The sequence below is a fragment of the Variovorax sp. LARHSF232 genome, from assembly GCF_052871435.1.
On record NZ_JBIXJS010000008.1, the window covers coordinates 87,818 to 110,111 of the forward strand.

22 protein-coding genes and 1 tRNA gene are annotated in these 22,294 nt (G+C 65.4%); 15 read left to right on the forward strand and 8 right to left on the reverse strand.

Features of this window, described 5'->3' with window-relative positions; translation table 11 throughout:
- Positions 1 to 12: 12 nt before the first annotated feature.
- The 5 genes from ACIPRI_RS19615 to ACIPRI_RS19635 all read right to left on the reverse strand — a co-directional run bounded on the left by ACIPRI_RS19615 (position 13) and on the right by ACIPRI_RS19635 (position 5,188).
- Complete coding sequence (locus ACIPRI_RS19615) at positions 13 to 891, reverse strand: sugar phosphate isomerase/epimerase family protein (protein ID WP_446623153.1); 879 nt, start codon at positions 889 to 891, stop codon at positions 13 to 15.
- A gap of 2 nt (positions 892 to 893) precedes the next feature.
- Positions 894 to 2,078, reverse strand: coding sequence for a dihydrodipicolinate synthase family protein (locus ACIPRI_RS19620; protein ID WP_446623154.1), 1,185 nt, complete (start codon positions 2,076 to 2,078; stop codon positions 894 to 896).
- A gap of 4 nt (positions 2,079 to 2,082) precedes the next feature.
- The gene (locus tag ACIPRI_RS19625; RefSeq protein ID WP_446623155.1) at positions 2,083 to 3,246 is read right to left on the reverse strand and encodes a Gfo/Idh/MocA family protein; all 1,164 of its coding nucleotides are present in this window, start codon (positions 3,244 to 3,246) and stop codon (positions 2,083 to 2,085) included.
- A 25-nt stretch (positions 3,247 to 3,271) separates the two neighbouring features.
- The gene (locus ACIPRI_RS19630) at positions 3,272 to 4,252 is read right to left on the reverse strand and encodes a tripartite tricarboxylate transporter substrate binding protein (protein WP_446623331.1); all 981 of its coding nucleotides are present in this window, start codon (positions 4,250 to 4,252) and stop codon (positions 3,272 to 3,274) included.
- A 297-nt stretch (positions 4,253 to 4,549) separates the two neighbouring features.
- Positions 4,550 to 5,188 (reverse strand): TetR/AcrR family transcriptional regulator, encoded by a 639-nt coding sequence (locus ACIPRI_RS19635; RefSeq protein ID WP_446623156.1) that lies wholly within the window; start codon positions 5,186 to 5,188, stop codon positions 4,550 to 4,552.
- A gap of 104 nt (positions 5,189 to 5,292) precedes the next feature.
- Here ACIPRI_RS19635 and ACIPRI_RS19640 point away from each other — a divergent pair, with 104 nt between their 5' ends.
- The gene (locus ACIPRI_RS19640) at positions 5,293 to 7,014 is read left to right on the forward strand and encodes a thiamine pyrophosphate-binding protein (RefSeq protein WP_446623157.1); all 1,722 of its coding nucleotides are present in this window, start codon (positions 5,293 to 5,295) and stop codon (positions 7,012 to 7,014) included.
- A gap of 64 nt (positions 7,015 to 7,078) precedes the next feature.
- Here the strand turns inward: ACIPRI_RS19640 and ACIPRI_RS19645 are convergent, their stop codons facing one another.
- Both ACIPRI_RS19645 and ACIPRI_RS19650 read right to left on the reverse strand, forming a co-directional pair.
- Complete coding sequence (locus ACIPRI_RS19645) at positions 7,079 to 7,492, reverse strand: SWIB/MDM2 domain-containing protein (protein ID WP_446623158.1); 414 nt, start codon at positions 7,490 to 7,492, stop codon at positions 7,079 to 7,081.
- Positions 7,493 to 7,611: 119 nt separating this feature from the next.
- Positions 7,612 to 8,643, reverse strand: coding sequence for a DMT family transporter (locus ACIPRI_RS19650; protein WP_446623159.1), 1,032 nt, complete (start codon positions 8,641 to 8,643; stop codon positions 7,612 to 7,614).
- Between ACIPRI_RS19650 and ACIPRI_RS19655 the strand changes: the two genes are divergently transcribed.
- The 14 genes from ACIPRI_RS19655 (at position 8,638) to ACIPRI_RS19720 (ending at position 21,675) form a co-directional block, all read left to right on the forward strand.
- Positions 8,638 to 9,030 carry a gamma-glutamylcyclotransferase family protein gene (locus ACIPRI_RS19655; RefSeq protein WP_446623160.1) on the forward strand — a complete coding sequence of 131 codons (393 nt, stop codon included), beginning with the start codon at positions 8,638 to 8,640 and terminating at the stop codon, positions 9,028 to 9,030. The two genes, ACIPRI_RS19650 and ACIPRI_RS19655, sit on opposite strands and share 6 nt — an antisense overlap.
- Before the next feature lie 244 nt (positions 9,031 to 9,274).
- Entirely contained in the window at positions 9,275 to 10,594 is a 1,320-nt protein-coding gene (gene aceA, locus ACIPRI_RS19660; RefSeq protein WP_446623161.1) for an isocitrate lyase, read from the forward strand.
- 301 nt (positions 10,595 to 10,895) lie between these two features.
- Positions 10,896 to 12,803, forward strand: coding sequence for a threonine--tRNA ligase (gene thrS, locus ACIPRI_RS19665; protein ID WP_446623162.1), 1,908 nt, complete (start codon positions 10,896 to 10,898; stop codon positions 12,801 to 12,803).
- Between the two features lie 110 nt (positions 12,804 to 12,913).
- On the forward strand, positions 12,914 to 13,522 hold the full coding sequence (infC, locus tag ACIPRI_RS19670; RefSeq protein ID WP_446623332.1) for a translation initiation factor IF-3: 609 nt from the start codon (positions 12,914 to 12,916) through the stop codon (positions 13,520 to 13,522).
- Positions 13,523 to 13,664: 142 nt separating this feature from the next.
- Complete coding sequence (gene rpmI / locus ACIPRI_RS19675) at positions 13,665 to 13,868, forward strand: 50S ribosomal protein L35 (RefSeq protein WP_286558543.1); 204 nt, start codon at positions 13,665 to 13,667, stop codon at positions 13,866 to 13,868.
- A 24-nt stretch (positions 13,869 to 13,892) separates the two neighbouring features.
- Complete coding sequence (rplT, locus tag ACIPRI_RS19680; protein ID WP_017758897.1) at positions 13,893 to 14,252, forward strand: 50S ribosomal protein L20; 360 nt, start codon at positions 13,893 to 13,895, stop codon at positions 14,250 to 14,252.
- 116 nt (positions 14,253 to 14,368) lie between these two features.
- On the forward strand, positions 14,369 to 15,439 hold the full coding sequence (gene pheS / locus ACIPRI_RS19685; RefSeq protein ID WP_446623163.1) for a phenylalanine--tRNA ligase subunit alpha: 1,071 nt from the start codon (positions 14,369 to 14,371) through the stop codon (positions 15,437 to 15,439).
- A 25-nt stretch (positions 15,440 to 15,464) separates the two neighbouring features.
- On the forward strand, positions 15,465 to 17,885 hold the full coding sequence (gene pheT, locus ACIPRI_RS19690) for a phenylalanine--tRNA ligase subunit beta (RefSeq protein WP_446623164.1): 2,421 nt from the start codon (positions 15,465 to 15,467) through the stop codon (positions 17,883 to 17,885).
- A 31-nt stretch (positions 17,886 to 17,916) separates the two neighbouring features.
- The gene (locus ACIPRI_RS19695) at positions 17,917 to 18,267 is read left to right on the forward strand and encodes an integration host factor subunit alpha (protein ID WP_446623165.1); all 351 of its coding nucleotides are present in this window, start codon (positions 17,917 to 17,919) and stop codon (positions 18,265 to 18,267) included.
- A gap of 75 nt (positions 18,268 to 18,342) precedes the next feature.
- The gene (locus ACIPRI_RS19700; protein WP_446623166.1) at positions 18,343 to 18,843 is read left to right on the forward strand and encodes a MerR family transcriptional regulator; all 501 of its coding nucleotides are present in this window, start codon (positions 18,343 to 18,345) and stop codon (positions 18,841 to 18,843) included.
- A gap of 26 nt (positions 18,844 to 18,869) precedes the next feature.
- Positions 18,870 to 18,946, forward strand: a tRNA-Pro gene (locus ACIPRI_RS19705).
- 215 nt (positions 18,947 to 19,161) lie between these two features.
- Entirely contained in the window at positions 19,162 to 20,403 is a 1,242-nt protein-coding gene (locus ACIPRI_RS19710) for a tyrosine-type recombinase/integrase (RefSeq protein WP_446623167.1), read from the forward strand.
- Positions 20,404 to 20,611: 208 nt separating this feature from the next.
- Positions 20,612 to 21,031, forward strand: a complete 420-nt coding sequence (locus ACIPRI_RS19715) for a hypothetical protein (protein ID WP_446623168.1) — start codon at positions 20,612 to 20,614, stop codon at positions 21,029 to 21,031.
- Positions 21,004 to 21,675, forward strand: a complete 672-nt coding sequence (locus ACIPRI_RS19720; RefSeq protein ID WP_446623169.1) for a hypothetical protein — start codon at positions 21,004 to 21,006, stop codon at positions 21,673 to 21,675. The genes ACIPRI_RS19715 and ACIPRI_RS19720 overlap by 28 nt, the downstream gene beginning before the upstream one ends.
- Positions 21,676 to 21,708: 33 nt before the next feature.
- Here the strand turns inward: ACIPRI_RS19720 and ACIPRI_RS19725 are convergent, their stop codons facing one another.
- Complete coding sequence (locus tag ACIPRI_RS19725; protein ID WP_446623170.1) at positions 21,709 to 22,137, reverse strand: hypothetical protein; 429 nt, start codon at positions 22,135 to 22,137, stop codon at positions 21,709 to 21,711.
- Positions 22,138 to 22,294 lie beyond the last annotated feature (157 nt).

A 22,294-nucleotide genomic window follows, 5' to 3' on the forward strand; every position in this document is an offset into this window, starting at 1 on the left:
GCGCCGGGGTTTTCACACCGCGCTGCGGTGGCGTTCGATGCAGATGTCCAGCGTCTCTTCGCCTGAACGCTTCCACCAGTCGAGATCCGAGAAGATCTCGACTTCGCTGAAGCCGGCATAGCCCGCGGCCTCGACCCAGCCGCGGATCTTCTTCAACTCGATCACGCCGTCACCCATCATCCCCCGATCGGAGAGCAGGTCGCGCGTGGGCGTGAGCCAGTCGCAGACGTGGTAGGCCAGCAGGCGTTGCGTGCCTGCGCGCGCGACCTGCTGCTCGAGCTTGGGATCCCACCACACGTGATAGACGTCCAGCGCCACGCCCAGCATGCCGCTTTGCGCCGGATCGAGTTCGTCGCAGATGTCCAGCGCCTGTTCCAGCGTGTTGATGCAGGCGCGCTCCGCCGCCTGCATGGGATGCAGCGGCTCGATGGCCAGCGGCATGCCGACTTCGCGGGCGTACTCGAGCGAAGCCGCGATGCCGTCGCGCACTTCGGCGCGGGCGCGGCCGATGTCCTTGTAGGCCGCCTGGCCTTGCAGCGCGCCGGGCAGGCCGCCGACCACCAGCACCAGGCAGGGCGCGTCGAGCGTCTTGGCCTCGTCGATGGCGCGGCGGTTGTCTTCCAGCGCCACCTTCAGGCCGGCCGCGTCGGCTGCCGGATAGAAGCCGCCGCGGCAGTAGCCGGACAGCACCATGCCGTGGGCACGCAGTTGCGCCGCCACCTGGTCGATGCCGGCGGCCGCCACCTGGTCGCGCCAGGGGCTAATGGCGCGGATGCCGCGCTGCGCGCACTGGTCGATGATGCGCTCCAGCGGCACCTCGGCGCCTTGCTGCTTTCGGATGGTGGCGGTGTTGATCGACAGCCACTCGTGGCTCTTCGTGAAGTCGCGCATGTTCAATCGATGCCGTGCAAGGCCAGCAAGGTCTTCATGCGGGCCACCGCCAGCTCCGGCTGCTCGAGCACGTTGGCAGCGTCGGCCAGGCGGAACAGCTCGGCAAAGTGCTGCAGCGAGCGCGTGCTCTGCTGGCCGCCCACCATGGTGAAGTGCTTCTGGTGGCCGTTGAGCCAGGCCATGAAGACTACGCCCGTCTTGTAGAAGCGCGTGGGCGCCGCAAAGATGTGGCGCGACAGCGGCACCGTGGGGCCGAGGATGGAATGGAAGTTCGCGTCCTTGCCCTGTGCCAATTCGCTCAGGGCGGCGCTGGCCGCCGGCGCGATGGCGTCGAAGATGCCCAGGAGCGCGTCGCTCTGGCGGTGCGTCGCTTCGCTGCCCACGCCGTCGCCCGCGATCAGTTCGGCGTAGTTGAAGTCGTCGCCCGTGTACATGCGCACACCCGCGGGCAAGCGCCGGCGCATGGCGATCTCCTTGTCCTTGTCGAGCAGCGAGATCTTGATGCCATCCACCTTCGCTGGATGGGCCGCGATGATGCCCAGCGCCGTGTCCATGGCGGCATCGACGTTCTTCGTACCCCAGTAGCCGGCCAGCGCCGGGTCGAACATGTCGCCCAGCCAGTGCAGCACCACCGGCTGCTTCGCCTGGCGCAGCACGCGGTCGTACACGCGCTCGTAGTCGGCCGGACTCTTGGCGACGCGCGCCAGTGCGCGGCTGGCCATCACGATCAGCTTGCCGCCCAGGGCTTCGATGGCGGCCATCTGCTCCTCGTAGCCGCGGATGACATCGTCGACGCTCTTGACCGCATCGATATCCAGGTGATCGGTGCCGCAGCCCGAGGCCAGGAAGGCGCCGGGCACGTCCCTCGATGCGTCGATCGAACGTCTGATCAGTTCCAGCGAGGTGGGCCAGTCCAGGCCCATGCCGCGCTGCGCCGTGTCCATGGCCTCGGCCACGCCCAGGCCCAGCGACCACAGGTGGCGGCGATAGCCGATGGTGGCGTCCCAGTCGACGGCGGCCGTCAGCCAGGGATCGACTGGCGCCAGCGGATCGGCCACCACGTGCGCCGCCGAGTAGGCGATGCGGTTGAACTTGAGGCCGGCCGGCGGGCGCTGCAGCACCGCGCCCTGCAGGCGGTAAGGCGCGAGCGTGCCGCTGGCGGTCGGGAGGTTGATGCTGAGCGCCATGGTGTCAGACCTTCAGGGGTTCCACATCGACCCAGCGGCGATCCTTCCAGCTTTCCAGTGCCTTCTCGACCAACTGCACGCCCTTGGCGCCTTCCGGCAAGGTCCACTTGTAGGGCGCGTCTTCCACCACGTGGCGGATGAAGTGCTCCCACTGGATCTTGAAGCCGTTGTCGTAGCTCTGGCTGTCCGGAATCTCCTGCCACTGGTCGAAGAAGTTCATGGTCTGCTTCTCGTCCGGGTTCCAGATCGGGCGCGGCGTGGCCACACGCGACTGGGCGCGGCAGCTCGACAGGCCGGCCACGGCCGAGCCGTCGGTGCCGTCCACGTGGAAGGTGACCAGGTCGTCGCGGCGCACGCGGGTGACCCAGCTCATGTTGATCTGCGCGATCACCGGCTCGCCGTTGTGGCCGGTGAGCTCGCAAGTGGCGTAGGCGGCGTCGTCGGCGGTGGCTTCATAAGGCTGCCCGGCTTCGTCCCAGCGCTTGGGGATGTGCGTGGCGCCGATGCATGACACCGACTTCACCTCGCCGAACAGGTTGTCCAGCACGTAGCGCCAGTGGCACATCATGTCCAGGATCATGCCGCCGCCGTCTTCCTTGCGGTAGTTCCAGCTGGGGCGCTGGATGGGCTGCAGGTCGCCCTCGAACACCCAGTAGCCGAACTCCAGGCGCACGCTGAGCATGCGGCCGAAGAAGCCGGCGCGGCGCAGCATGTCGAGCTTGCGCAGGCCCGGCAGGAAGAGCTTGTCCTGCACGGCGCCGTGTTTCAGGCCCGAGCCTTCGGCCAGGCGTGCGATCTCGACGGCTTCGTTGAGGTTGGTGGCAATCGGCTTCTCGCAATACACGTGCTTGCCGGCGCGAATCGCCTTGGCCAGCAGCGTGGGGCGCATCTGCGTGGTGCCAGCGTCGAAGAAGATGGTGTCGTCCTTGTTCTCCAAGGCCTTGTCGAGGTCGGTGCCCCAGCGCGCGATGCCGTGCGCCTTGGCCAGCGCCTCCATCTTCTCGGCGTTGCGGCCGATGAGGATGGGGTCGGGCATCACCTTGTCGCCGTTCGAAAGGGTGACGCCGCCTTGCGCGCGGATGGCGCAGATGGAGCGGATCAGGTGCTGGTTCATGCCCATGCGTCCAGTGACGCCGTGCATGATGAGGCCGAGTCTTTGGGGTGCCATGTGAGTGTCTTGTGTTGCTTGCGGGTTACTGGGTAGGTTGCAGGCCGGCGGCCTTGACCAGCGCGGCGTTGCTCTTGATTTCGTCCTTGATGTAGGCGTCGAACTGCTCGGGCTTGAGCGTCCAGGCGTCGGCGCCCAGCTTGGCGAAGCGCTCCTTCACCTCGGGGCTGGCCAGGGCCTTGGCGACCTCGTCGTGCAGGCGGTTCACCACCTCGCGCGGCGTCTTGGCCGGGGCCATCATCCCGATCCAGAAGTTGAACTCGGAACCCGGCACGCCGGCCTCGGCCGTGGTCGGCACGTTCGGCAGTGCTGCGGCGCGCTGCGGCGAGCCGACGGCCAGGGCCAGCAGCTGGCCTTCCTTGATCTGGCCGATCACCGGGGCGATGGGCGAGAAGTAGTAGTCGACGCGGCCGGACAGCACCTCGGTCACCGCTTCGCCCGATCCCTTGAAGGGAATGTTGGTGGCTTCGATCTTGGCGGCCAGCTTGAACTTCTCGGCGTTCAGATGGGTGGCGCTGCCCTGGCCGGCCGAGGCGTAGTTGATGCTGCCGGGTTTTGCGCGCGCCGCGGCCAGCAACTCCTGCAGGGTCTTGATGTTCTTGGCCGGCGAGATCACCAGCGCATTGGGCAGGCTGGAAATGGGCGTGACGCCGGCGAAGTCGTTCACCGTGTCGAAGGGCAGCTTGGCAAAGGTCGAGGGGCTGACCGTGTGCGAGGAGCTGTGGATCATGATGGTGTAGCCGTCCGGTGCGGCCGTGGCCACCACCTGCTGGCCGATGGTGCCGCTGGCGCCGCCGCGGTTGTCGATCACCAGGGCCTGGCCCATGCTGGCGCCCATCTTGTCGGCGATGGCGCGGGCAATGATGTCGGTGGTGCTGCCGGCGGCAAAGGGCACGATCACCCGGATCGGCTTGTTGGGGTAGCCGTTCTGCGCCAGGGCAGGGGCGGCGGCGAATGCGGCCAGCGCAGCGAGCGTGGCGGCGACGAGGCGGGAGGTGCGATTCATCATGAGTGTCTCCTTCGGTGCTGTGTCGCGCGGCGGGGCGCCGCGCGGGCATTTCCTGCTCTTTAATTCACCGGGTGGTGAATTGATGGAAATTCTAGGCCGCGCCGGTGCTGGCGGTCAATCGGCCGCCGACGCTTGGAGATAAGTGCAAACCCTTGTCGGCAGGCGAATGATTTCGCCCGGGACGAAGTCGCCTTGAGCATGCAGGCACAGCCGCGCTGCGCCCATGGTCAGGCGCCGGTTCGCAATATGAAATTAACCAGTTGGTGAATTCGAGCGGCCTGCGAGGCCACGCCCTCACTTGAGCACGTAGCCCAGCATCAGGTCCTTCATGTGCGACAAGCGCTGCGCCAGCGCCTTCGGGGTGCGCAGGTCGCGTCCGAAGACGGTCGAGAGGGTCGGGTTGTTCGACAGGTAGAAATAGCAGACCGAGGCGATCGAGATGTACAGCTGGATCGGGTCGATGCCGTCGCGAAACAGGTCCTGCTTGCGGCCGCGCTCGAGCACCTCGGCCAGCATGGCGACCAGCGGGGAGTTCATCTCCTGGATGCGGTCGGACTGCTTGAGGTGCTCGGCCTGGTGCAGGTTCTCGCTGTTGAGCAGCGCGATGAACTCGGGGTGGTCGAGGTAGTAGTGCCAGGTGAAGGACACCAGCTGGCGGATCGCCTCCACCGGGTCCATCTCGTCCAGGTGCAGGGCCTGCTCGGCGGCGCGGATGTCGGCGTAGGTGCGCTCCAGCACCGCCAGGAACAGGTCGTCCTTGTTGCCGAAGTAGTAGTAGATCAGGCGCTTGTTGATCTCGGCGCGCTCGGCGATGCGGTCGACTCGCGCCCCGGCATAGCCGTACTGCGCGAACTCGTCCATTGCCGCACTCAGGATGACCAGTTGCGACTTGTCGGCGTCGCGCAGACGAGGGGCGGGCGAAGTGGCGGGCATGTCTTTTAACCAGCAAGTGAATTGTTGCGTTGCCCGCATTGTGCGGCGGGCGCTGCGAAAGCTGCGCCACGATAATGGATGCCAGTACTTTCACCGCAGTCCTCATGAGCGCAACACCCGCCGGCCAACTGATCGTCCAGTGTCTGATCGCCCAGGGCGTCGATACCGTCTTCGGCGTGCCGGGCGAGAGCTTCCTGGCCGTGCTCGACGGCTTCCATGCCGAAGCCGAGCGCATCCGCTTCATCGTCAACCGGCAGGAGGGCGGCGCCGCCTTCATGGCCGACGCGCATGCGCGCATCACCGGGCGGCCCGGCGTGTGCTTCGTGACGCGCGGGCCGGGCGCCACCAATGCGTCCATCGGTGTGCACAACGCCTTCCAGGATTCGACTCCGCTGGTGCTCTTCATCGGCGACGTCGGCAGCGATTTCCGCGACCGCGAGGCCTTCCAGGAAGTGGACTACGCCAGCTTCTTTGGCCCCAGCACCAAGGGCTTTGCCAAGCGGGTGGAGCGCATCGACGACGCCAGCCGCATCCCCGAATACGTGGCACGCGCCTTTGCCACCGCCATGAACGGCCGCCCCGGCCCGGTGGTGTTGGTGTTGCCCGAAGACATGCTGGCCAAGAGCACGACCGCCCAGCCGCTGCCGCGCGTGGAGGCGGTGCAGCCCTGGAGCGACCCCGGTTCGCTGCGCGCGCTGCGCGAGCTGCTGCTGGCCGCGCAGCGGCCCTTCGTCATTGCCGGCGGCAGCGGCTGGACCCCGCAGGCGGCCCAGGCCCTGCAGCGCTTTGCCGAGAACTGGCGGCTGCCGGTGGGCAATGCCTTCCGCTTCCAGGACACCTTCGACAACCACCACCCGCTGTACGCGGGCGACGTCGGCATCGCCATCAACCCCAGGTTGGCGCAGCGCGTGAAGGACAGCGACCTCGTCATTGCCATCGGGCCGCGCCTGGGCGAGATGACCACCAGCGGCTACACCTTGCTGGAGGCGCCGCGGCCCAGACAGAAGCTGGTGCACATCCATGCCAGCGCCGAGGAGCTCAACCGCGTCTACCAGGCCGACCTGGCCATCAATGCCGGCATGAGCTCTGCCGCCCGCAGCCTGGAAGTGCTGAGCGCGCCCCCCGAGCTGCCCTGGGAAGCCTGGACTGAAGCGGCCCACGCCGACTACCTGGCCAACCTGGAGCCGCAGCCGCTGGTCGGCATGCCGCCCGAGACGCCGCGCGGATCGATCGACATGGCGCAGGTGGTGGCGCTCTTGCAAAAGCACCTTCCGCCCGATGCCGCCATTACCAACGGCGCCGGCAACTTCGCCAGCTGGGTGCACCGCTTCTTTCGCTACCACGGCCTGGCCAAGGGCCACAAGACGCAGCTGGCGCCCACCAGCGGCGCCATGGGCTACGGCGTGCCGGCCGGCATCGCCGCCAACCTGGTGAGCGGGCGCGTGGCCTTCACCATCGCCGGCGACGGCGATTTCCTGATGAACGGGCAGGAGCTGGCCACCGCCGTCCAGCATGGCGGCAAGAGCATCATCGTGCTGCTCAACAACGGCATGTTCGGCACCATCCGCATGCACCAGGAGCGCGAGTACCCGAGCAAGGTGAGCGGCACACAGCTCACCAACCCGGACTTCTGCGCGCTGGCGCGGGCCTATGGCTACGCGGCCGAGCGGGTGACGGCGACGGAGCAGTTCGAAGCGGCGCTGCTGCGTGCGCTGGCCGCCGACACCGGCACCGTGATCGAGATCCCGCTCGACCCCGAGGTCATCACCACGCGCGGCACCTTGAGCTCGATCACCCAGGCGGCGCAGGCGCGGCTCCGCACCTGAGACGGGTTCGTACGGGCAAAGAAAAAGCCGGCTGATGCCGGCCTTTCTAAAAGCGCAGGGCCGCTTACTTGACGTGCTTGCCGATCAGGGCAGCCAGCTCGAACATCGAGACTTGGGCCTTGCCGAAGATTTCCTTCAGCTTGGCGTCGGCATTGATCATGCGCTTGTTGGCCTTGTCTTGAAGGTTGTTCTTCTTGATGTAGTCCCACAGCTTGCTCACGATGGCGGTGCGCGGCAGCGGAGCCGAGCCGACCACGGCGGCCAGGGCTGCGCTGGGGGTCAGGGCCTTCATGAACGCGGCGTTGGGGGTGCGCTTCTTGGCGGGAGCCTTCTTCGCAGCGACCTTCTTGGCCGGAGCAGCCTTCTTCGCCGGTGCCTTCTTGGCTGGAGCGGCCTTCTTGGCAGGAGCAGCCTTCTTCGCGGGAGCAGCCTTCTTTGCCGGCGCTTTCTTGGCCGGAGCCTTCTTTGCAGTTGCCATGGTTGATTTCCTTTTTTGGATTAGAGATTCACCAATTCACCAATGAAAACGACTCTCTCCACTGGCATTGCGGATGCTAAGGGAGAAAAAACGCGTTACCAAGGGAAAGGAGCACTTTTTCATTGGGAGTTGTTGTTTTTTTCAGAGGGAAGCAGCAGTGAAGCGCCAAGGCTCGATGCCCCGCGCCGTCCCGGCCATGTCGCCAGCAGCACGCCCAGCAGTGCTGCGGCGAAGGCCATCAGTTGCAAAGCGCTGAGCTTTTCGCCCAGCACCAGCACGCCCGTCAGCGCCGCACTGAGCGGCAGCATCACGGTGAAGACGCCGGCTCGAGAGGCCGGCACGTTGCGCAGGCCGGTCATCCAGAGCCACACGGTCCAGATGCTGGCCGCCAGGGCATAGACCACCAGCAGACCCCACAGCGCGGGCCGCACCGAGCCGAAGTCGAAAGAGAGGGCATACCAGATGCCAAAGGGCGTGGTGAGCACGAAGCCCCAGAGGTTGATGAGCGAGGAGATGCGCCGCGGCCCCAGCTTGCCGGTGAGCGACTTGCCGATCACCGCGTAGAAGGCCTCGCAGAGCACCGCGCAGAACACCAGCGTGTTTCCCAGCCAGGGCATGGAAGCGGACGCGCCGCTGGCGGAAGAGGTCGTGTGCGCGTCCGCCTGGGCGGGCGCCAGGGCCAGCAGCCCGATGCCCAAGGCGGCGCAGGCGATGGCCAGCAGCACGCGGCCGCTGATGCGCTCGCGCAGGAAAATCCAGCTGATCAGCGCCACCGCGGCCGGGATCGCGGCCATGATCACGCCGGCCGAGACCGCGCTGGTCAGGCTGATGCCGAACAGCATGCAGATCGAGAACAGGAAGTTGCCCAGGAAGGACTCCAGGAACACCAGCCAGCGGGTGCGGCGTGACATGGGCGGCTCGTTGGCCGGACGGCGCAGCCAGTGCGGCATGGCCAGCGCCGCGATGCCGAAGCGCAGCCAGGCCAGCAGTAGCACGGGAAGGGCCGCCACCAGCGGCTTGGAAAGGGCCACATAGCAGCCAACCAGCGACATGCTGAGGGCGAGGCAGCCATAGGCAACGAGGCGTGGGGGTGTGTGGTCGGAGCTCAACGGTCGGGTGCGCGCATTGGGGACACTCGATCGATCATGCATGAAGCTCCAGCCCGCCATGTCTTCGTCTACGGAACCCTGCGCGCCGGCGGCAGCAACGACATCGCGCATTTTCGTCCGCCCGCGCGCTTCGTGGGGCATGGGGAAATCGCCGGCACCTTGTACGACCTGGGCGCCTATCCTGGCGCGACCCTGGGCGGCAGCGGACGGTTGCGCGGCGAGGTGTATCGCATCGAGCCGGCACTGGAGGCGCAGCTCGACGTGCTGGAAGAGGTGATGCCGGGCGATGAGGGCGAATACCGCAAGCGCGAACTGCCGGTGCAGGTGGGCGCGCGGCGGATCGACTGCCTGATCTACGAGATCCATCCGCGCCGCATCGAGGGCCGGCCGGTGATCGAAAGCGGGGACTGGTTCGCGCGCAAGGCTTGAACGCGGCGCTTGCTTTCACAACTGCAAACGGCGTTCCGCATCATGAGAAGTTACGGTGCTGCGACGCAATAATTTTTCTCAATATAAGAAAAATAATTCCGCATTGAGAAAAGTGCCTGTAAGTTGTTGATTTTGCTTGCGCAAAATTTACTCTTATATAAGACATAAGAGTTGGCGATCGGAGTACAGTTTGAGCCATGGCCGCAACGGCCCAACCGGATTCATCAACCCTTCGGAGTCAACCATGCCCCAAAAACTGACGGAACAACTCAGCCGCGAACAGCAGATCGCCGCCCTCGAAAAAGAGTGGGCCACCAACCCCCGCTGGAAGGGCATCAAGCGCGGCTATAGCGCCGCTGACGTCGTGCGTCTGCGCGGCTCCTTTCCCATCGAGTACACGCTGGCCCAGCGCGGCGCCGAAAAGCTGTGGGACCTGGTGAACAACGAGCCCTTCGTCAACTGCCTCGGCGCCCTGACCGGCGGCCAGGCCATGCAGCAGGTCAAGGCCGGCGTGAAGGCGATCTACCTGTCGGGCTGGCAAGTCGCCGCCGACAACAACAGCTACGCCGCCATGTACCCCGACCAGTCGCTGTACCCGGTGGACTCGGTGCCGACCGTGGTCGAACGCATCAACAACACCTTCCGCCGCGCTGACGAGATCCAGTGGTCGAAGGACATCAAGGCGGGCGATGCCGGCTACACCGACTACTTCGCGCCCATCGTGGCCGATGCCGAAGCCGGGTTTGGCGGTGTGCTCAACGGCTTCGAATTGATGAAGGCCATGATCAAGGCCGGCGCCGGCGGCGTCCACTTCGAAGACCAGCTCGCCTCGGTCAAGAAGTGCGGCCACATGGGCGGCAAGGTGCTGGTCCCTACCAACGAAGCCGTGCAGAAGCTGATCGCCGCCCGTATGGCTGCCGACGTGATGGGCACCTCCACCCTGGTGATCGCCCGTACCGACGCTGAAGCCGCCGACCTGGTGACCAGCGACCACGACGCCAACGACAAGCCCTTCCTGACCGGTGAGCGCACCGTCGAAGGCTTCTACAAGACCAGGAAAGGCATGGACCAGGCCGTCTCGCGCGCCATCGCCTATGCCGAGTACGCCGACATGGTGTGGTGCGAAACCGGCACCCCTGACCTCGAGTTCGCCCGCGAATTCGCCGAGAAGGTGCACGCGGTCCACCCCGGCAAGCTGCTGGCGTACAACTGCTCGCCTTCCTTCAACTGGAAGAAGAACCTGGACGATGCCACCATCGCCAAGTTCCAGCGCGAACTGGGCGCCATGGGCTACAAGTACCAGTTCATCACGCTGGCCGGCATTCACAACATGTGGTACGGCATGTACGACCTGGCGCAGGACTACGTCAAGCGCGGCATGACCGCGTATGTCGAAAAGGTGCAAGAGCCCGAATTCGCAGCACGCGACCGCGGCTACACCTTCGTGTCGCACCAGCAGGAAGTCGGCACCGGCTACTTCGACGATGTGACCACCGTGATCCAGGGCGGCAAGTCCAGCGTCACCGCGCTGACCGGCTCGACCGAAGAAGAGCAGTTCCACTAAGAACGCAAGCAGATTCGCTGTCACACATTTCAGCCCGGCCGCGTGCCGGGCTTTTTTGCGCCTGCGAGCGGGCCCGCCCGCACCGGGAGGACCGGCTAGAATGGCGCCCTCATCTACACCTTCAACAAGGGCGAGAAAGGCATGTTGGTTATGACACCGCGAACTACGGCGAGCGCCTTCAACGGCCCGGTCCTGCAAGGACGCGGCCGGTAGACGCCGCGCGCTGGTTGCATCCAGCTGTCAAACCACACAAGGCGCGGTACTTCCCGCGCTTTTTTGTTTTTCTCCTCGAGGTTTTTCCATGATCCAGATCACGCTCCCCGACAACTCGCGTCGCGAATTCCCCGGCCCGGTCTCCGTGGCCGAGGTGGCCCAATCCATCGGTCCCGGCCTGGCCAAGATGACCCTGGCCGGCAAGGTGGATGGCCGTCTGGTCGACGCCAGCGACGTGATCGATCAGGACGCCAAGCTGCAAATCATCACGCCCAAGGACGAAGAGGGCCTGGAGATCATCCGCCACTCGACGGCCCACCTGGTCGGCCACGCGGTCAAGCAGCTCTATCCGACGGCCAAGATGGTGATCGGCCCGGTGATCGACGAGGGCTTCTACTACGACATCTCCTACGAGCGCCCCTTCACGCCCGAAGACATGGCTGCCATCGAGGCCCGCATGCGCGAGCTGATCGCGCAGGACTACGACGTGGTCAAGAAGATGACGCCGCGCGACGAGGTGATCTCGGTCTTCAAGGAGCGTGGCGAGGACTACAAGCTGCGCCTGGTCGAGGACATGCCCGACGAGAAGGCCATGGGCCTGTACTACCACCAGGAATACGTCGACATGTGCCGCGGCCCGCACGTGCCGAACACGCGCTTCCTGAAGGTCTTCAAGCTCACGAAGCTGGCCGGCGCCTACTGGCGCGGGGACGCCAAGAACGAGCAGCTGCAGCGTGTCTACGGCACGGCCTGGGCCGACAAGAAGCAGCTCGACCAGTACATCCAACGCATCGAGGAAGCCGAGAAGCGCGATCACCGGCGCCTGGGCAAGGAGCTGGACCTGTTCCACATCGACGAGGTGGCGCCGGGCCTGGTGTTCTGGCACCCCAAGGGCTGGGCGGTCTGGCAGCAGGTCGAGCAGTACATGCGCAAGGTCTACCGTGACACGGGCTACCAAGAGGTCAAGGGACCGCAGATCCTGGACAAGAGCCTGTGGGAGAAAACGGGCCACTGGCAGAACTACCGCGAGAACATGTTCGTCACGGAATCGGAAAAGCGCGACTACGCGCTCAAGCCGATGAACTGCCCCGGGCACGTGATGATCTTCAAGAGCGACCTGCGCAGCTACCGCGACCTGCCGCTGCGCTATGGCGAATTCGGCCAGTGCCACCGCAACGAGCCCAGCGGCGGCCTGCACGGCATCATGCGGGTGCGCGGCTTCACGCAGGACGACGGCCACATCTTCTGCACGGAAGACCAGATCCTGGACGAGTGCGTGGCCTATACGGCGCAACTGCTGAAGGTCTACACGGACTTCGGCTTCAACGACATCCTCTACAAGGTCGCCACGCGGCCGGATCACCGCATCGGCTCCGACGAGCTGTGGGAGAAGGCCGAACGCGCGCTGATGGAGGCGCTGCGCCGCTCCGGCGTCGACTTCGTCATTTCCCCGGGCGAGGGTGCCTTCTACGGGCCGAAGATCGAGTACACGCTGCGCGACGCCATCGGGCGCCAGTGGCAGTGCGGCACGATGCAGGTGGACTTCAACATGGCCGAGCGCCTGGGCGCTGAATACGTGACCGAATCCAGCGGCCGCGCGCACCCGGTGATGCTGCACCGGGCCATCGTCGGCAGCCTGGAGCGCTTCATCGGCATGCTGATCGAGCACCACGCCGGCGCCATGCCGGCCTGGCTGGCGCCGGTGCAGGTGGCAGTGCTCAATATCAGCGAAGGACAGGCCGATTACGCTGCAGAAGTAACAAAATCGTTGCAGAATCAAGGGCTTAGAGTTCAGCTTGACCTGCACAACGAGAAGATTACGTATAAAATACGCAAGCATTCGTTGCAAAAGCTCCCCTACATCCTGGTCGTGGGTGACAAGGAAAAGGAAGCTGGTGCCGTCGCAGTGCGCGCCCGAGGCAATCTTGACCTCGGTGCCATGTCTCTCGATGCTTTCTCGCAAAAGATCGCCGAGGACATAAAACACAAGCGTTGACCGATTCGCCATGCCAGCAGGCACTCGGGTCGGTTCTTTCGGTTGTGGGTGCGTGCCGAGACGGCTTTCGCCGTGGATATCTGTGGGTATGCGCGGCAACTAACTGAAGGATTGAGACCATCGCTACTGCATTTCGCGACCGCCGCCACCGCGAGGAACGGCAACACCGCCTGAACCGGGAGATCATGGCCCCGGAAGTGCGCCTGATCGGGCCCGAGAACGAACCGTTGGGCGTGGTGAGCTTGGCCGAGGCATTGCGCCTGGCCGGCGAAGCCGACGTGGACCTGGTGGAAGTCGTCGCGGCGGCCACCCCGCCCGTCTGCCGACTGATCGAGTACGGGAAGTTCAAGTACCACGAGCAGAAGAAGGCGGCGGAAGCGAAGTCCAAGCAGAAGGTCATCGAGGTCAAGGAAATCAAGTTCCGGCCCGGTACCGACGATGGCGACTACAACATCAAGATGCGCAACATCCGGCGCTTTCTTGAAGAGGGCGACAAATGCAAGATCACGCTGCGCTTCCGCGGCCGCGAGATCACGCACCAGGAGCTCGGCTTGGCACTGCTGCAGCGCATTCGCGACGACCTGGGTGACACCATCATGGTCGAGCAGTTTCCGAAGCTCGAGGGCCGGCAGATGATCATGATGATCGCGCCGGGCCGCAAGAAGGCCGGTGCGGCCAAGCCGGCCGAACAGCCGGCGCCGAGCCCGGCAGCGGCCTGATAAGCCAACGCTGTTAGTTTTGAAGGGATTTCGCCCTGGCCTTCGAAAGAAGGCGAGGGCGGGATGAAGAAGTGTCTCGGGGCCGACAAGTCCATGGAAGTTTTCCACGGCGCCTCACGAGCACAAATTAAAGGAGCATTCAATGCCCAAAATGAAGACCAAGAGCAGCGCGAAAAAACGTTTCCGCGTTCGTCCCGGTGGCACCGTCAAGCGCGGTCAAGCCTTCAAGCGTCACATCCTGACCAAGAAGACCACCAAGAACAAGCGCCACCTGCGTGGCTCCGTGACGGTGCATGAAACCAATATGGTTTCGATGGCCGCCATGTTGCCCGGCATGGGCATTTAATTCAGACGAACAAGGAGCACACACATGCCTCGCGTCAAACGTGGTGTAACGGCACGCGCCCGTCACAAGAAGGTTCTCGCCCTTGCCAAGGGCTTCCGCGGTCGTCGCGGCAATGTCTTCCGCATCGCCAAACAGGCGGTGATGAAGGCAGGCCAGTACGCCTACCGCGACCGCCGCGCCAAGAAGCGCGTCTTCCGTCGTCTGTGGATTGCGCGTATCAACGCCGCCTCGCGTGAATTGGGCCTGACCTACAGCCAATTCGCCAACGGCATCCGCAAGGCCGGTATCGAGATCGACCGCAAGGTCCTGGCCGATATCGCCGTGCACGACAAGGCCGCTTTTGCCGGCATCGTGGAGCAGGTCAAGGCCAAGCTGGCTGCTTGATTCTGCACGTGGGGCCGCTCGCCTTCTCCTCGAAGGCGAAGGCTCACGCCCACGGTACAAGGGCTGGCGCTTGAAAAAGCTCCAGCCCTTTTTTGTTCCCCCTGACGACACATTCCATGAACGAGCTGGACACCCTGGTCGACAACGCCCGCGCCGCCTTCGCACAAGCTTGTGCGCCTGCGGACCTCGAAAACGCCAAGGCGCAGTTCCTCGGCAAGTCTGGCCGCATCACCGAGTTGATGAAGGGCATGGCCCAACTCTCGGTGGATGAAAAGAAATCGCGCGGCGCCGCCATCAACGTGGCCAAGCAGGCCATCGAGGCCTTGCTGACCGAGCGCCGCCAGCAACTCGCCGACGAAGAGCTCGCCGTGCAACTGCGCGCCGAGGCGCTCGATGTCACGCTGCCGGGCCGCCGCCGCGCCGCCGGTGGACTGCACCCGGTGAGCCGCACCATGGAGCGCATCGAAGCGATCTTCTCCAGCATGGGCTTCGATGTGGCCGACGGTCCCGAGATCGAGAGCGACTGGCACAGCTTCACCTCGCTGAACAACCCGCCCAACCACCCGGCGCGTTCGATGCAGGACACCTTCTACGTCGACATCCAGGGCGAGGACGGCATTCCCTACAACCTGCGTCCGCACACCAGCCCGATGCAGGTTCGCTATGCGCACCAGCAGATCAAGAAGCACGCCGCGCTGTTCGAAGCGGCTGCCAAGGACCCGAGCGTCACGGCGCCGGAGATCCGCGTGATCGCCCCCGGCCGCACCTACCGCGTCGACAGCGACGCCACCCATTCGCCCATGTTCCACCAGTGCGAAGGCCTGTGGCTGGGCGCCAACGTGAGCTTCAAGGACCTGAAGGTCGTCTTCACCGACTTCTGCCGCACCTTCTTCGAGAGCGACGACTTGGTGCTGCGCTTTCGGCCCAGCTTCTTTCCCTTCACCGAGCCCAGCGCCGAGATCGACATCCAGTTCGGCAGCGGCCCGCTGGCCGGCCGCTGGCTGGAAGTGGCCGGCTCCGGCCAGGTGCATCCGCACGTGGTGCGCAATATGGGGCTGGACCCCGAGCGCTACATCGGCTTTGCCTTCGGCATGGGCCCGGACCGCCTGACCATGCTGCGCTACGGCGTGAACGACCTGCGCCTGTTCTTCGACGGCGACCTGCGCTTCCTGTCGCAATTCCAATAATCAGAACGAGAGCATCGCAAGAGTTATGCAATTCCCCGAGTCCTGGCTGCGCGAGTTCTGCAATCCGCCGCTGTCGAGCGAACAACTGGCCGAAACCCTCACCATGGGCGGCTTCGAGGTGGAAGAGCGCCGCCCGGTGGCGCCGCCCTTCTCGAAGATCGTGGTCGGCGAGATCAAGGAAGCCGTGCAGCACCCCAATGCCGATCGCCTGCGCGTGTGCCAGGTCGATGCAGGGCAGGGTGTGCTTCTCAACATCGTCTGCGGCGCGCCGAACGCGCGCGTGGGCATCAAGGTGCCTTGCGCACTGGTCGGCGCCGAGCTGCCGCCCGGAGAAGATGGCAAGCCCTTCCAGATCAAGCTGGGCAAGCTGCGCGGCGTCGAGAGCCAGGGCATGCTGTGCTCGGCGCGCGAACTGCAATTGAGCGAAGACCACGGCGGCCTGCTCGAGCTGGCCGGCGACGCGCCGGTGGGTGCCGACGTGCGAGAGGTGCTGCAGCTCGACGACATGCTGCTGACGCTGAAGCTCACGCCCAACCTGGCGCATGGCCTGAGCGTGTACGGCATCGCGCGCGAGCTCTCGGCCATCACCGGCGCCCCGCTGAAGACGCCTGCGATCCGCCCCGCGGAAGTGGCCCATGCCGCCAAGCTGCCGGTGAAGGTCGAAGCGTCCGAGCTGTGCGGCCGCTTCTCCGGCCGCCTGGTGCGCGGCGTCAACACGCAGGTGAAGACGCCGGCCTGGATGGTCGAGCGCCTGGCGCGCTGCGGCCAGCGCAGCGTATCGCCGCTGGTGGACGTGTCGAACTACGTGATGTTCGAATACGGCCAGCCCTCGCACATCTTCGACGCCGACAAGATCCATGGCGGCCTCACGGTGCGCTGGGGCAAGGCAGGCGAACAGCTCAAGCTGCTCAATGGCAATACCGTCACCGTCGATGAAAAGGTCGGCGTGATCGCCGACGAGCGCGAAGTCGAATCGCTGGCCGGCATCATGGGCGGCGACGCCACCGCGGTGTCCGATAGCACCCACAACATCTATGTCGAAGCCGCCTTCTGGTGGCCCGAATCCATCCAGGGCCGTTCGCGCCGCTTCAACTTCTCGACCGACGCGGGCCATCGCTTCGAGCGCGGCGTCGATCCGAGCCGCACGGTGGAAGTCATCGAGCACGTCACCCGCCTGATCCAGGAGATCTGCGGCGGCGAGGCCGGCCCGATCGACGACCAGACCCTGAAGCTGCCCGAGGCCAAGCCCGTCACCTTGCGCGTGGCGCGCGCCGCCCGCGTGATCGGCATGCCGCTCACGCAGGCGCAATGCGTCGAGGCGCTGCGCCGCCTGCACCTGCCGATCCAGGAAGGCGAGGGCACGCTGGTGGTCACGCCGCCGCCGCACCGCTTCGACCTCGTGATCGAGGAAGACCTGATCGAAGAGGTCGCGCGCCTGGTGGGCTACAACAACCTGCCGACCGCGCCGCCGCTGGCGCCCATCACGGCGCGCGTGCGCCCCGAGGCGAAGCGCAGCCGCTTTGCCGTGCGCCATCGCGCCGCCGCCCTGGGCTACCAGGAAACCATCAACTTCAGCTTTGTCGAGGCGCACTGGGAGGCCGAGCTGGCCGGCAACGCGAACCCGATCAAGTTGCTCAACCCGATCGCCAGCCAGATGAGCGTGATGCGTTCTTCGCTGCTGGGCTCATTGCTGCAGGTGCTCAAGTTCAACATCGACCGCAAGGCGGCGCGGGTGCGCGTGTTCGAGGCGGGCCGTGTGTTCATGCGCAACGACAGCGTGAAGACCACCGACAGCACCGTCAAGGGCATCCACCAGCCGATGCGGCTGGCCGGCCTGGCCTGGGGCGATTCCGAAGAAACGCGCTGGGACGGCAAGGCGCATCGCGCCGACTTCTTCGAGGTCAAGGGTGATGTGGAGGCGCTGCTGGCGCCGCGCGTCGCCCGCTTCGAGCCGGTGGAGCATCCGGCGCTGCATCCGGGCCGCGCGGCGCGCGTGCTGCTGGACGGCCGCGACATCGGCGTGGTGGGCGAGTTGCACCCGCGCTGGCGCCAGAGCTGGGAATTGCCTTCGGCCCCGATCCTGTTCGAACTGGACCTGGACGCCGTCGAGGCGCATCCGGTGCCGGCGGCGCAGCCGGTTCCCAAGCACCAGGCGGTGGAGCGCGACATCGCGGTGGTGGTGGCCGAATCGGTGACGCATGCGGCGCTGATGCAGGCCATCCACGCGGCGCCCACGCAGGGGCTGCTGCAGCAGGCCGTGCTGTTCGACATCTACCGTCCGCAGGCTGGCGCCAGCGGCGGGGCCTTGGCCCAGGGCGAGAAGAGCATGGCGGTGCGCCTGAGCTTCCAGACCCAGAGCGCCACGCTCACGGATGAGCAGGTCGAGCCGGCGGTGCGTGCCGTGATCGACACGCTCGCCCAGCAGCTTGGCGCGCGCCTGCGCTGAGAGAGAAGAAAGCAAGGAGAAGACGGCCACCATGGAAATCACGATCGAAGCCATCGAGACGCCGGCCCTTACCAAGGCGCACCTGGCCGACCTGCTGTTCGAGCAGATCGGCCTGAACAAGCGCGAGTCCAAGGACATGGTGGAGGCTTTCTTCGAGCTCATTGCCAACAGCCTGATCGAGGGCGAGGACGTGAAGATCTCCGGCTTCGGCAATTTCCAGATCCGTACCAAGGCGCCGCGCCCGGGCCGCAACCCGCGCACCGGCGAGGCCATTCCGATCGGTGCGCGACGCGTCGCCACCTTCCACGCCAGCGCCAAGCTCAAGGAACAGATCAGCGGCAGCATCGCCGAAGAGATCGAATGGAGCCTGGGTTCCGAATAAGTTCTTTGCGAGCGCATCGCCCGTGGAGTAACCTCTCAGGTTCCCGTCGCAACGTCCTTGATTTCAATGGAGAAAATGGAGAAGGCGCTCCCGTCGATCCCGGTCAAACGCTATTTCACCATCGGTGAGGTGGCCGAGCTGTGTGGCGTCAAGCCGCACGTGCTGCGCTATTGGGAGCAGGAGTTCACTCAGCTTCGGCCCATGAAGCGGCGCGGCAACCGTCGCTACTACCAGCACCACGAGGTGCTGATGATCCGCCGCATCCGCGACCTGCTGTACGACCAGGGTTTCACCATCAGCGGTGCGCGCAACAAGTTGCAAGAACTGGTGTCCACCGAGCGCGAGCGGCGCAAGGGCAGCGGTGGCAATGGTGAGTCGCCGCTGGAAGGCGTCGAAGCCTTCGAGATCGACCAGGAAGAATTCGACGCCGCGCTGCACGAAGAGGAGGACGCGCATGCCGAGGCCGAAGCACCCGTGGGCATCAGCGCACCGTTGCATGGCAACGGCCTGTCGCAGTTGCAGCAGTTGCGGCGAGAACTCTTTGAAATTCGCGAGCTCCTGACCCTGAATCGCTGAAATTCCCAGGCTATAATTTCACGCTTCGGTGTGTGGCGCAGCCTGGTAGCGCACTTGCATGGGGTGCAAGGGGTCGAAGGTTCGAATCCTTTCACACCGACCAACAAAACGTCCAAGGGCGTCCGGTTTCATCCATCGGACGCCCTTTTTCATTGGTAAATCAAGCATTTAGCCTCCGGGGCCGTCCAGGGCGGTTCGTTGACTGCCGGCCCCAAACCGGGGAACATTGCGGGGAACAAGCGGGGGTAAGCGTCGAAAGCCGGGGTTTTGTTCCCCGGTTTCCCTCGGAGAGCGACGTTCCCCGATCGGAGGTGCCCCATGCTGACCGAAGTCCGGTGCAAGAACGCCGTCTGTCCACCAGACAAGAAGCGCCTGCGCTTGACCGACACGGCCGGGCTCTATCTGGAAGTCAGCCCCGCAGGGTCCAAGCGCTGGTTCTGGAAGACCTACACCGATGGCAAGGAAGGGCGTCTGGCGCTGGGCAGCTATCCCGACGTGACGCTCAAGTCCGTCCGGCTCGCCCGCGACGCCGCCAAGCGGGACCGGGCGGCCGGCATCGATCTGGTGCAGGCGCGCAAGATCGCCAGGCTCAAGAGCGCCGTGGCGACGGACGACACTTTCAAGGCGACGGCGCTGGAGTGGTATGGCAAAAACGAGGCGCGCTGGAGCAGCCACTACGCCATCCGGGAGAAGCGCAACCTCGAAAAGGATCTGTTCCCCTACTTCGCCGAGCGGCACGTTGGCGAAATCGAGCCCATCGAGTTGCTGGCCGCGCTGCGCCGCGTGGAGGAGCGCGGTGCGCTGGACGTGGCCAGCAGGGTGTTGCAAACAGCGCGGGCCGTCTGGCGCTATGCCGTCGCCACGGCGCGGGCATCGCGCGACATCACGGCCGACCTCAAGGGTGCGTTGACGCCCCACAAGAAGCGGCACTTCGCGGCCATTACCGACCCGAAGAGGGTGGGCGAGCTGATCAGGGTCATCCGGGGCTACCAGGGCGGCGTGATCGTGCGCACCGCGCTGCAGTTGGCGCCGTTGCTGTTCCAGCGACCGAACGAGCTGCGCGGCGCGGCGTGGGTTGAGATCGACCTCGATGCGGCGCTGTGGACGGTGCCGGCCGCGCGCATGAAGCGGCGTATCGACGGCAAGGAGAATGGTGACCCGCACGTCGTGCCGTTGCCGACCCAGGCCGTCGAACTCCTGCGCAACCTGCACCCCGTTACCGGTCATGGTGTGCTGGTGTTCCCAGGCGAACGTAGTCATGAGCGCCCCATCAGCGACAACACGTTGCGCGCAGCGCTGCTGACCCTGGGCTATGGGCCGACGGTGCAGACCGTTCACGGCTTCCGGGCCACGGCGCGCACGCTGCTGGCGGAAGTGTTGGAGGTTGATCCGCTGGTGATCGAGGCCCAACTCGCCCATGCGGTGAAGGACCCCAACGGTCGGGCCTACAACCGGACGCAGTACGTGAAGCAGCGTACCGTCATGATGCAGCGATGGGCCGACTACCTGGACAAGCTGGCCGCCAGGAATTTGACGCGACTGAGCAAGAAGGCCGCCTGATCAGGCGCTTGTGCGTTGGATGGGGCAGGCCATCAGGTCGGGTGCCGACCGCTGGCTAGAATGCACGTTCAGGCGCCCGCCGTACTTGCACGCGAGTAGAAACAGGCAAGCTCCTCATCGTCATTGATCTCCCTTCAGAGCCCTCGTCGTCGGGGACTTAAACGCGTGCGTCTGACCCGATTCGGCGAGGGTGACCGAAGGAAGACTCATGACCTTGAAAGAACTTGCGCACGCTGCGCAGCAGCCCCTCAAGACCCGTGCCGGCTGCGATGTCAAACGCAGTCATGTGCATGAACTCCTGGCCGCCGTGTTCGGCCACTCCTCCTGGGCGGCGTTTCTGTCCGAATCGGTGCTGGCCGATGGCGGGGTCGGCGACGCGCCGGCAGGCGCGAGCCCTCGGGTGATCGGGCGAGCGGTCCAACTGCAGTATGCGCAGGGCGCTGCGGTGGAGATGGCCGACGCGCTGCTGGCCTTCGTCGCAGAGCGCCAACTCGCGTCGGTGCGTTGGGTCGAGCTTGCCGCCGTGCTTACCCCTGCGAGGCGTGCTGCCGATGACGATGGGCTGGACGACGCAGAAGATCGGGACGACGGCGATGAGGTGTGCCCGACGAGCCTGCCACCGGCTTGACCCGGGATCGGCTGCTGCGCTCGCCCTTGCTGTTGCACAGCCTAGCGCATGCGGCGGAGGCGAACCCGCGGGTGCATCACCTGCTCGCTGTGCTGTACCGCTGCGAGCGGCCGAACGCGTATCTGTACGAGGAGTCGCTCAGGGGCCGGGTGCTGACGACCGTCGAGCGAGGCTGTCCTCCAGGCTGCGCCGGCGGGCGGCAACGGCACGCGGATCGTCTCCAAGGCCGGGGTCGCGCTCTCGCCGGCGAGCTTGGCATCGGGGCGACTCCTTTCCGTTGGCAGCATCGTCGTTGCCTCGGCGTCCGGCACATTCCTGCGCTCCGCACTGTCGTGGTCGACACGGGGCCAATACTGGTTCAGCGCCTGAGCGGAACGGTGCTCGGCGTCAATGCATCCCGTGCGACCGTGTCCGCCAGCGGCGCGGCGGATAACCCCTGCGCGGTAGCGCCTGGCGCCGTCGACATGGCGATTGATGCGACGACTCGTTTCATGACGGTGATCGTGACCGACACGTCCAGCACGACCCGCGTGGGCGGCACACTCGCCGCCGGTCAGTCCGTCGATGCGTACGGAACCTGCACCGCGGCCAGTGCCTTCGACGCGCAGCAGGTCGTGATCATCGACGATCGCAGAACTCCGTAGCGTCGTCTACGTACCCCGTCGTGCCCCGGACGGCTACTTGGAGCCGACGATGCGGATCATCGAGCCGGTGCGCGCGTCGAAGATGCCAACGTCGATCACGATGCCGGGCCGCCGTGCGTCATAGACGGACACTTCGATCTCCTGAGGTTGACGCCCCGGTGTGATCAGCCAACCACCTGGTTCGACCCGGCCGCGAGCTTGACCGCACTTGAACGGCGGCGGTTGATGACCGGCCGGCCGGTCCGGGTACCAGATGCGGCACTCTCCCGGAGGCGGCATGTGCCCCTTGGGGATTCGGGTATAGCCGTGCTGGTGAAAGTACGAGGAGTTCCCCTCGTGGCGCTTGCGCTCTTCGCCTCGCTGCTTCCCCTTGCCGGACTCGTCTTTGCCTTCGTCGGCGAAGGCGCCGGTACCGAACACCATCAGGCCCGCAAGGACCATCACTGCAGTGCGCTTGATCACCTGTATCTCCTTCAACAAGAGCTTACAACGCGGCACTGGCACCGCGTGCGGACATGCTGGTCAAGATGGAGCGCCGCGACGCCGGCCTGATGAGGCTCCGCCATCGTAAAAGCAGACTCTTGCGTCCACAACATCGGGCAGCACTCCGACGGATGAA

Excerpts from the sequence above, each read along its gene's own strand:
- ACIPRI_RS19630 (WP_446623331.1), bottom strand. The coding sequence starts at position 4,252 with ATGAATCGCACCTCCCGCCTCGTCGCCGCCACGCTCGCTGCGCTGGCC.
- ACIPRI_RS19700 (WP_446623166.1), top strand. The coding sequence starts at position 18,343 with ATGGAGAAGGCGCTCCCGTCGATCCCGGTCAAACGCTATTTCACCATC.
- aceA (WP_446623161.1), top strand. The coding sequence starts at position 9,275 with ATGCCCCAAAAACTGACGGAACAACTCAGCCGCGAACAGCAGATCGCC.
- ACIPRI_RS19655 (WP_446623160.1), top strand. The coding sequence starts at position 8,638 with ATGCATGAAGCTCCAGCCCGCCATGTCTTCGTCTACGGAACCCTGCGC.
- ACIPRI_RS19615 (WP_446623153.1), bottom strand. The coding sequence starts at position 891 with ATGCGCGACTTCACGAAGAGCCACGAGTGGCTGTCGATCAACACCGCC.
- rplT (WP_017758897.1), top strand. The coding sequence starts at position 13,893 with ATGCCTCGCGTCAAACGTGGTGTAACGGCACGCGCCCGTCACAAGAAG.
- pheT (WP_446623164.1), top strand. The coding sequence starts at position 15,465 with ATGCAATTCCCCGAGTCCTGGCTGCGCGAGTTCTGCAATCCGCCGCTG.
- thrS (WP_446623162.1), top strand. The coding sequence starts at position 10,896 with ATGATCCAGATCACGCTCCCCGACAACTCGCGTCGCGAATTCCCCGGC.
- ACIPRI_RS19710 (WP_446623167.1), top strand. The coding sequence starts at position 19,162 with ATGCTGACCGAAGTCCGGTGCAAGAACGCCGTCTGTCCACCAGACAAG.
- ACIPRI_RS19640 (WP_446623157.1), top strand. The coding sequence starts at position 5,293 with ATGAGCGCAACACCCGCCGGCCAACTGATCGTCCAGTGTCTGATCGCC.
- ACIPRI_RS19715 (WP_446623168.1), top strand. The coding sequence starts at position 20,612 with ATGACCTTGAAAGAACTTGCGCACGCTGCGCAGCAGCCCCTCAAGACC.
- ACIPRI_RS19695 (WP_446623165.1), top strand. The coding sequence starts at position 17,917 with ATGGAAATCACGATCGAAGCCATCGAGACGCCGGCCCTTACCAAGGCG.
- ACIPRI_RS19625 (WP_446623155.1), bottom strand. The coding sequence starts at position 3,246 with ATGGCACCCCAAAGACTCGGCCTCATCATGCACGGCGTCACTGGACGC.
- ACIPRI_RS19645 (WP_446623158.1), bottom strand. The coding sequence starts at position 7,492 with ATGGCAACTGCAAAGAAGGCTCCGGCCAAGAAAGCGCCGGCAAAGAAG.
- rpmI (WP_286558543.1), top strand. The coding sequence starts at position 13,665 with ATGCCCAAAATGAAGACCAAGAGCAGCGCGAAAAAACGTTTCCGCGTT.
- ACIPRI_RS19635 (WP_446623156.1), bottom strand. The coding sequence starts at position 5,188 with ATGCCCGCCACTTCGCCCGCCCCTCGTCTGCGCGACGCCGACAAGTCG.
- ACIPRI_RS19650 (WP_446623159.1), bottom strand. The coding sequence starts at position 8,643 with ATGCATGATCGATCGAGTGTCCCCAATGCGCGCACCCGACCGTTGAGC.
- ACIPRI_RS19620 (WP_446623154.1), bottom strand. The coding sequence starts at position 2,078 with ATGGCGCTCAGCATCAACCTCCCGACCGCCAGCGGCACGCTCGCGCCT.
- pheS (WP_446623163.1), top strand. The coding sequence starts at position 14,369 with ATGAACGAGCTGGACACCCTGGTCGACAACGCCCGCGCCGCCTTCGCA.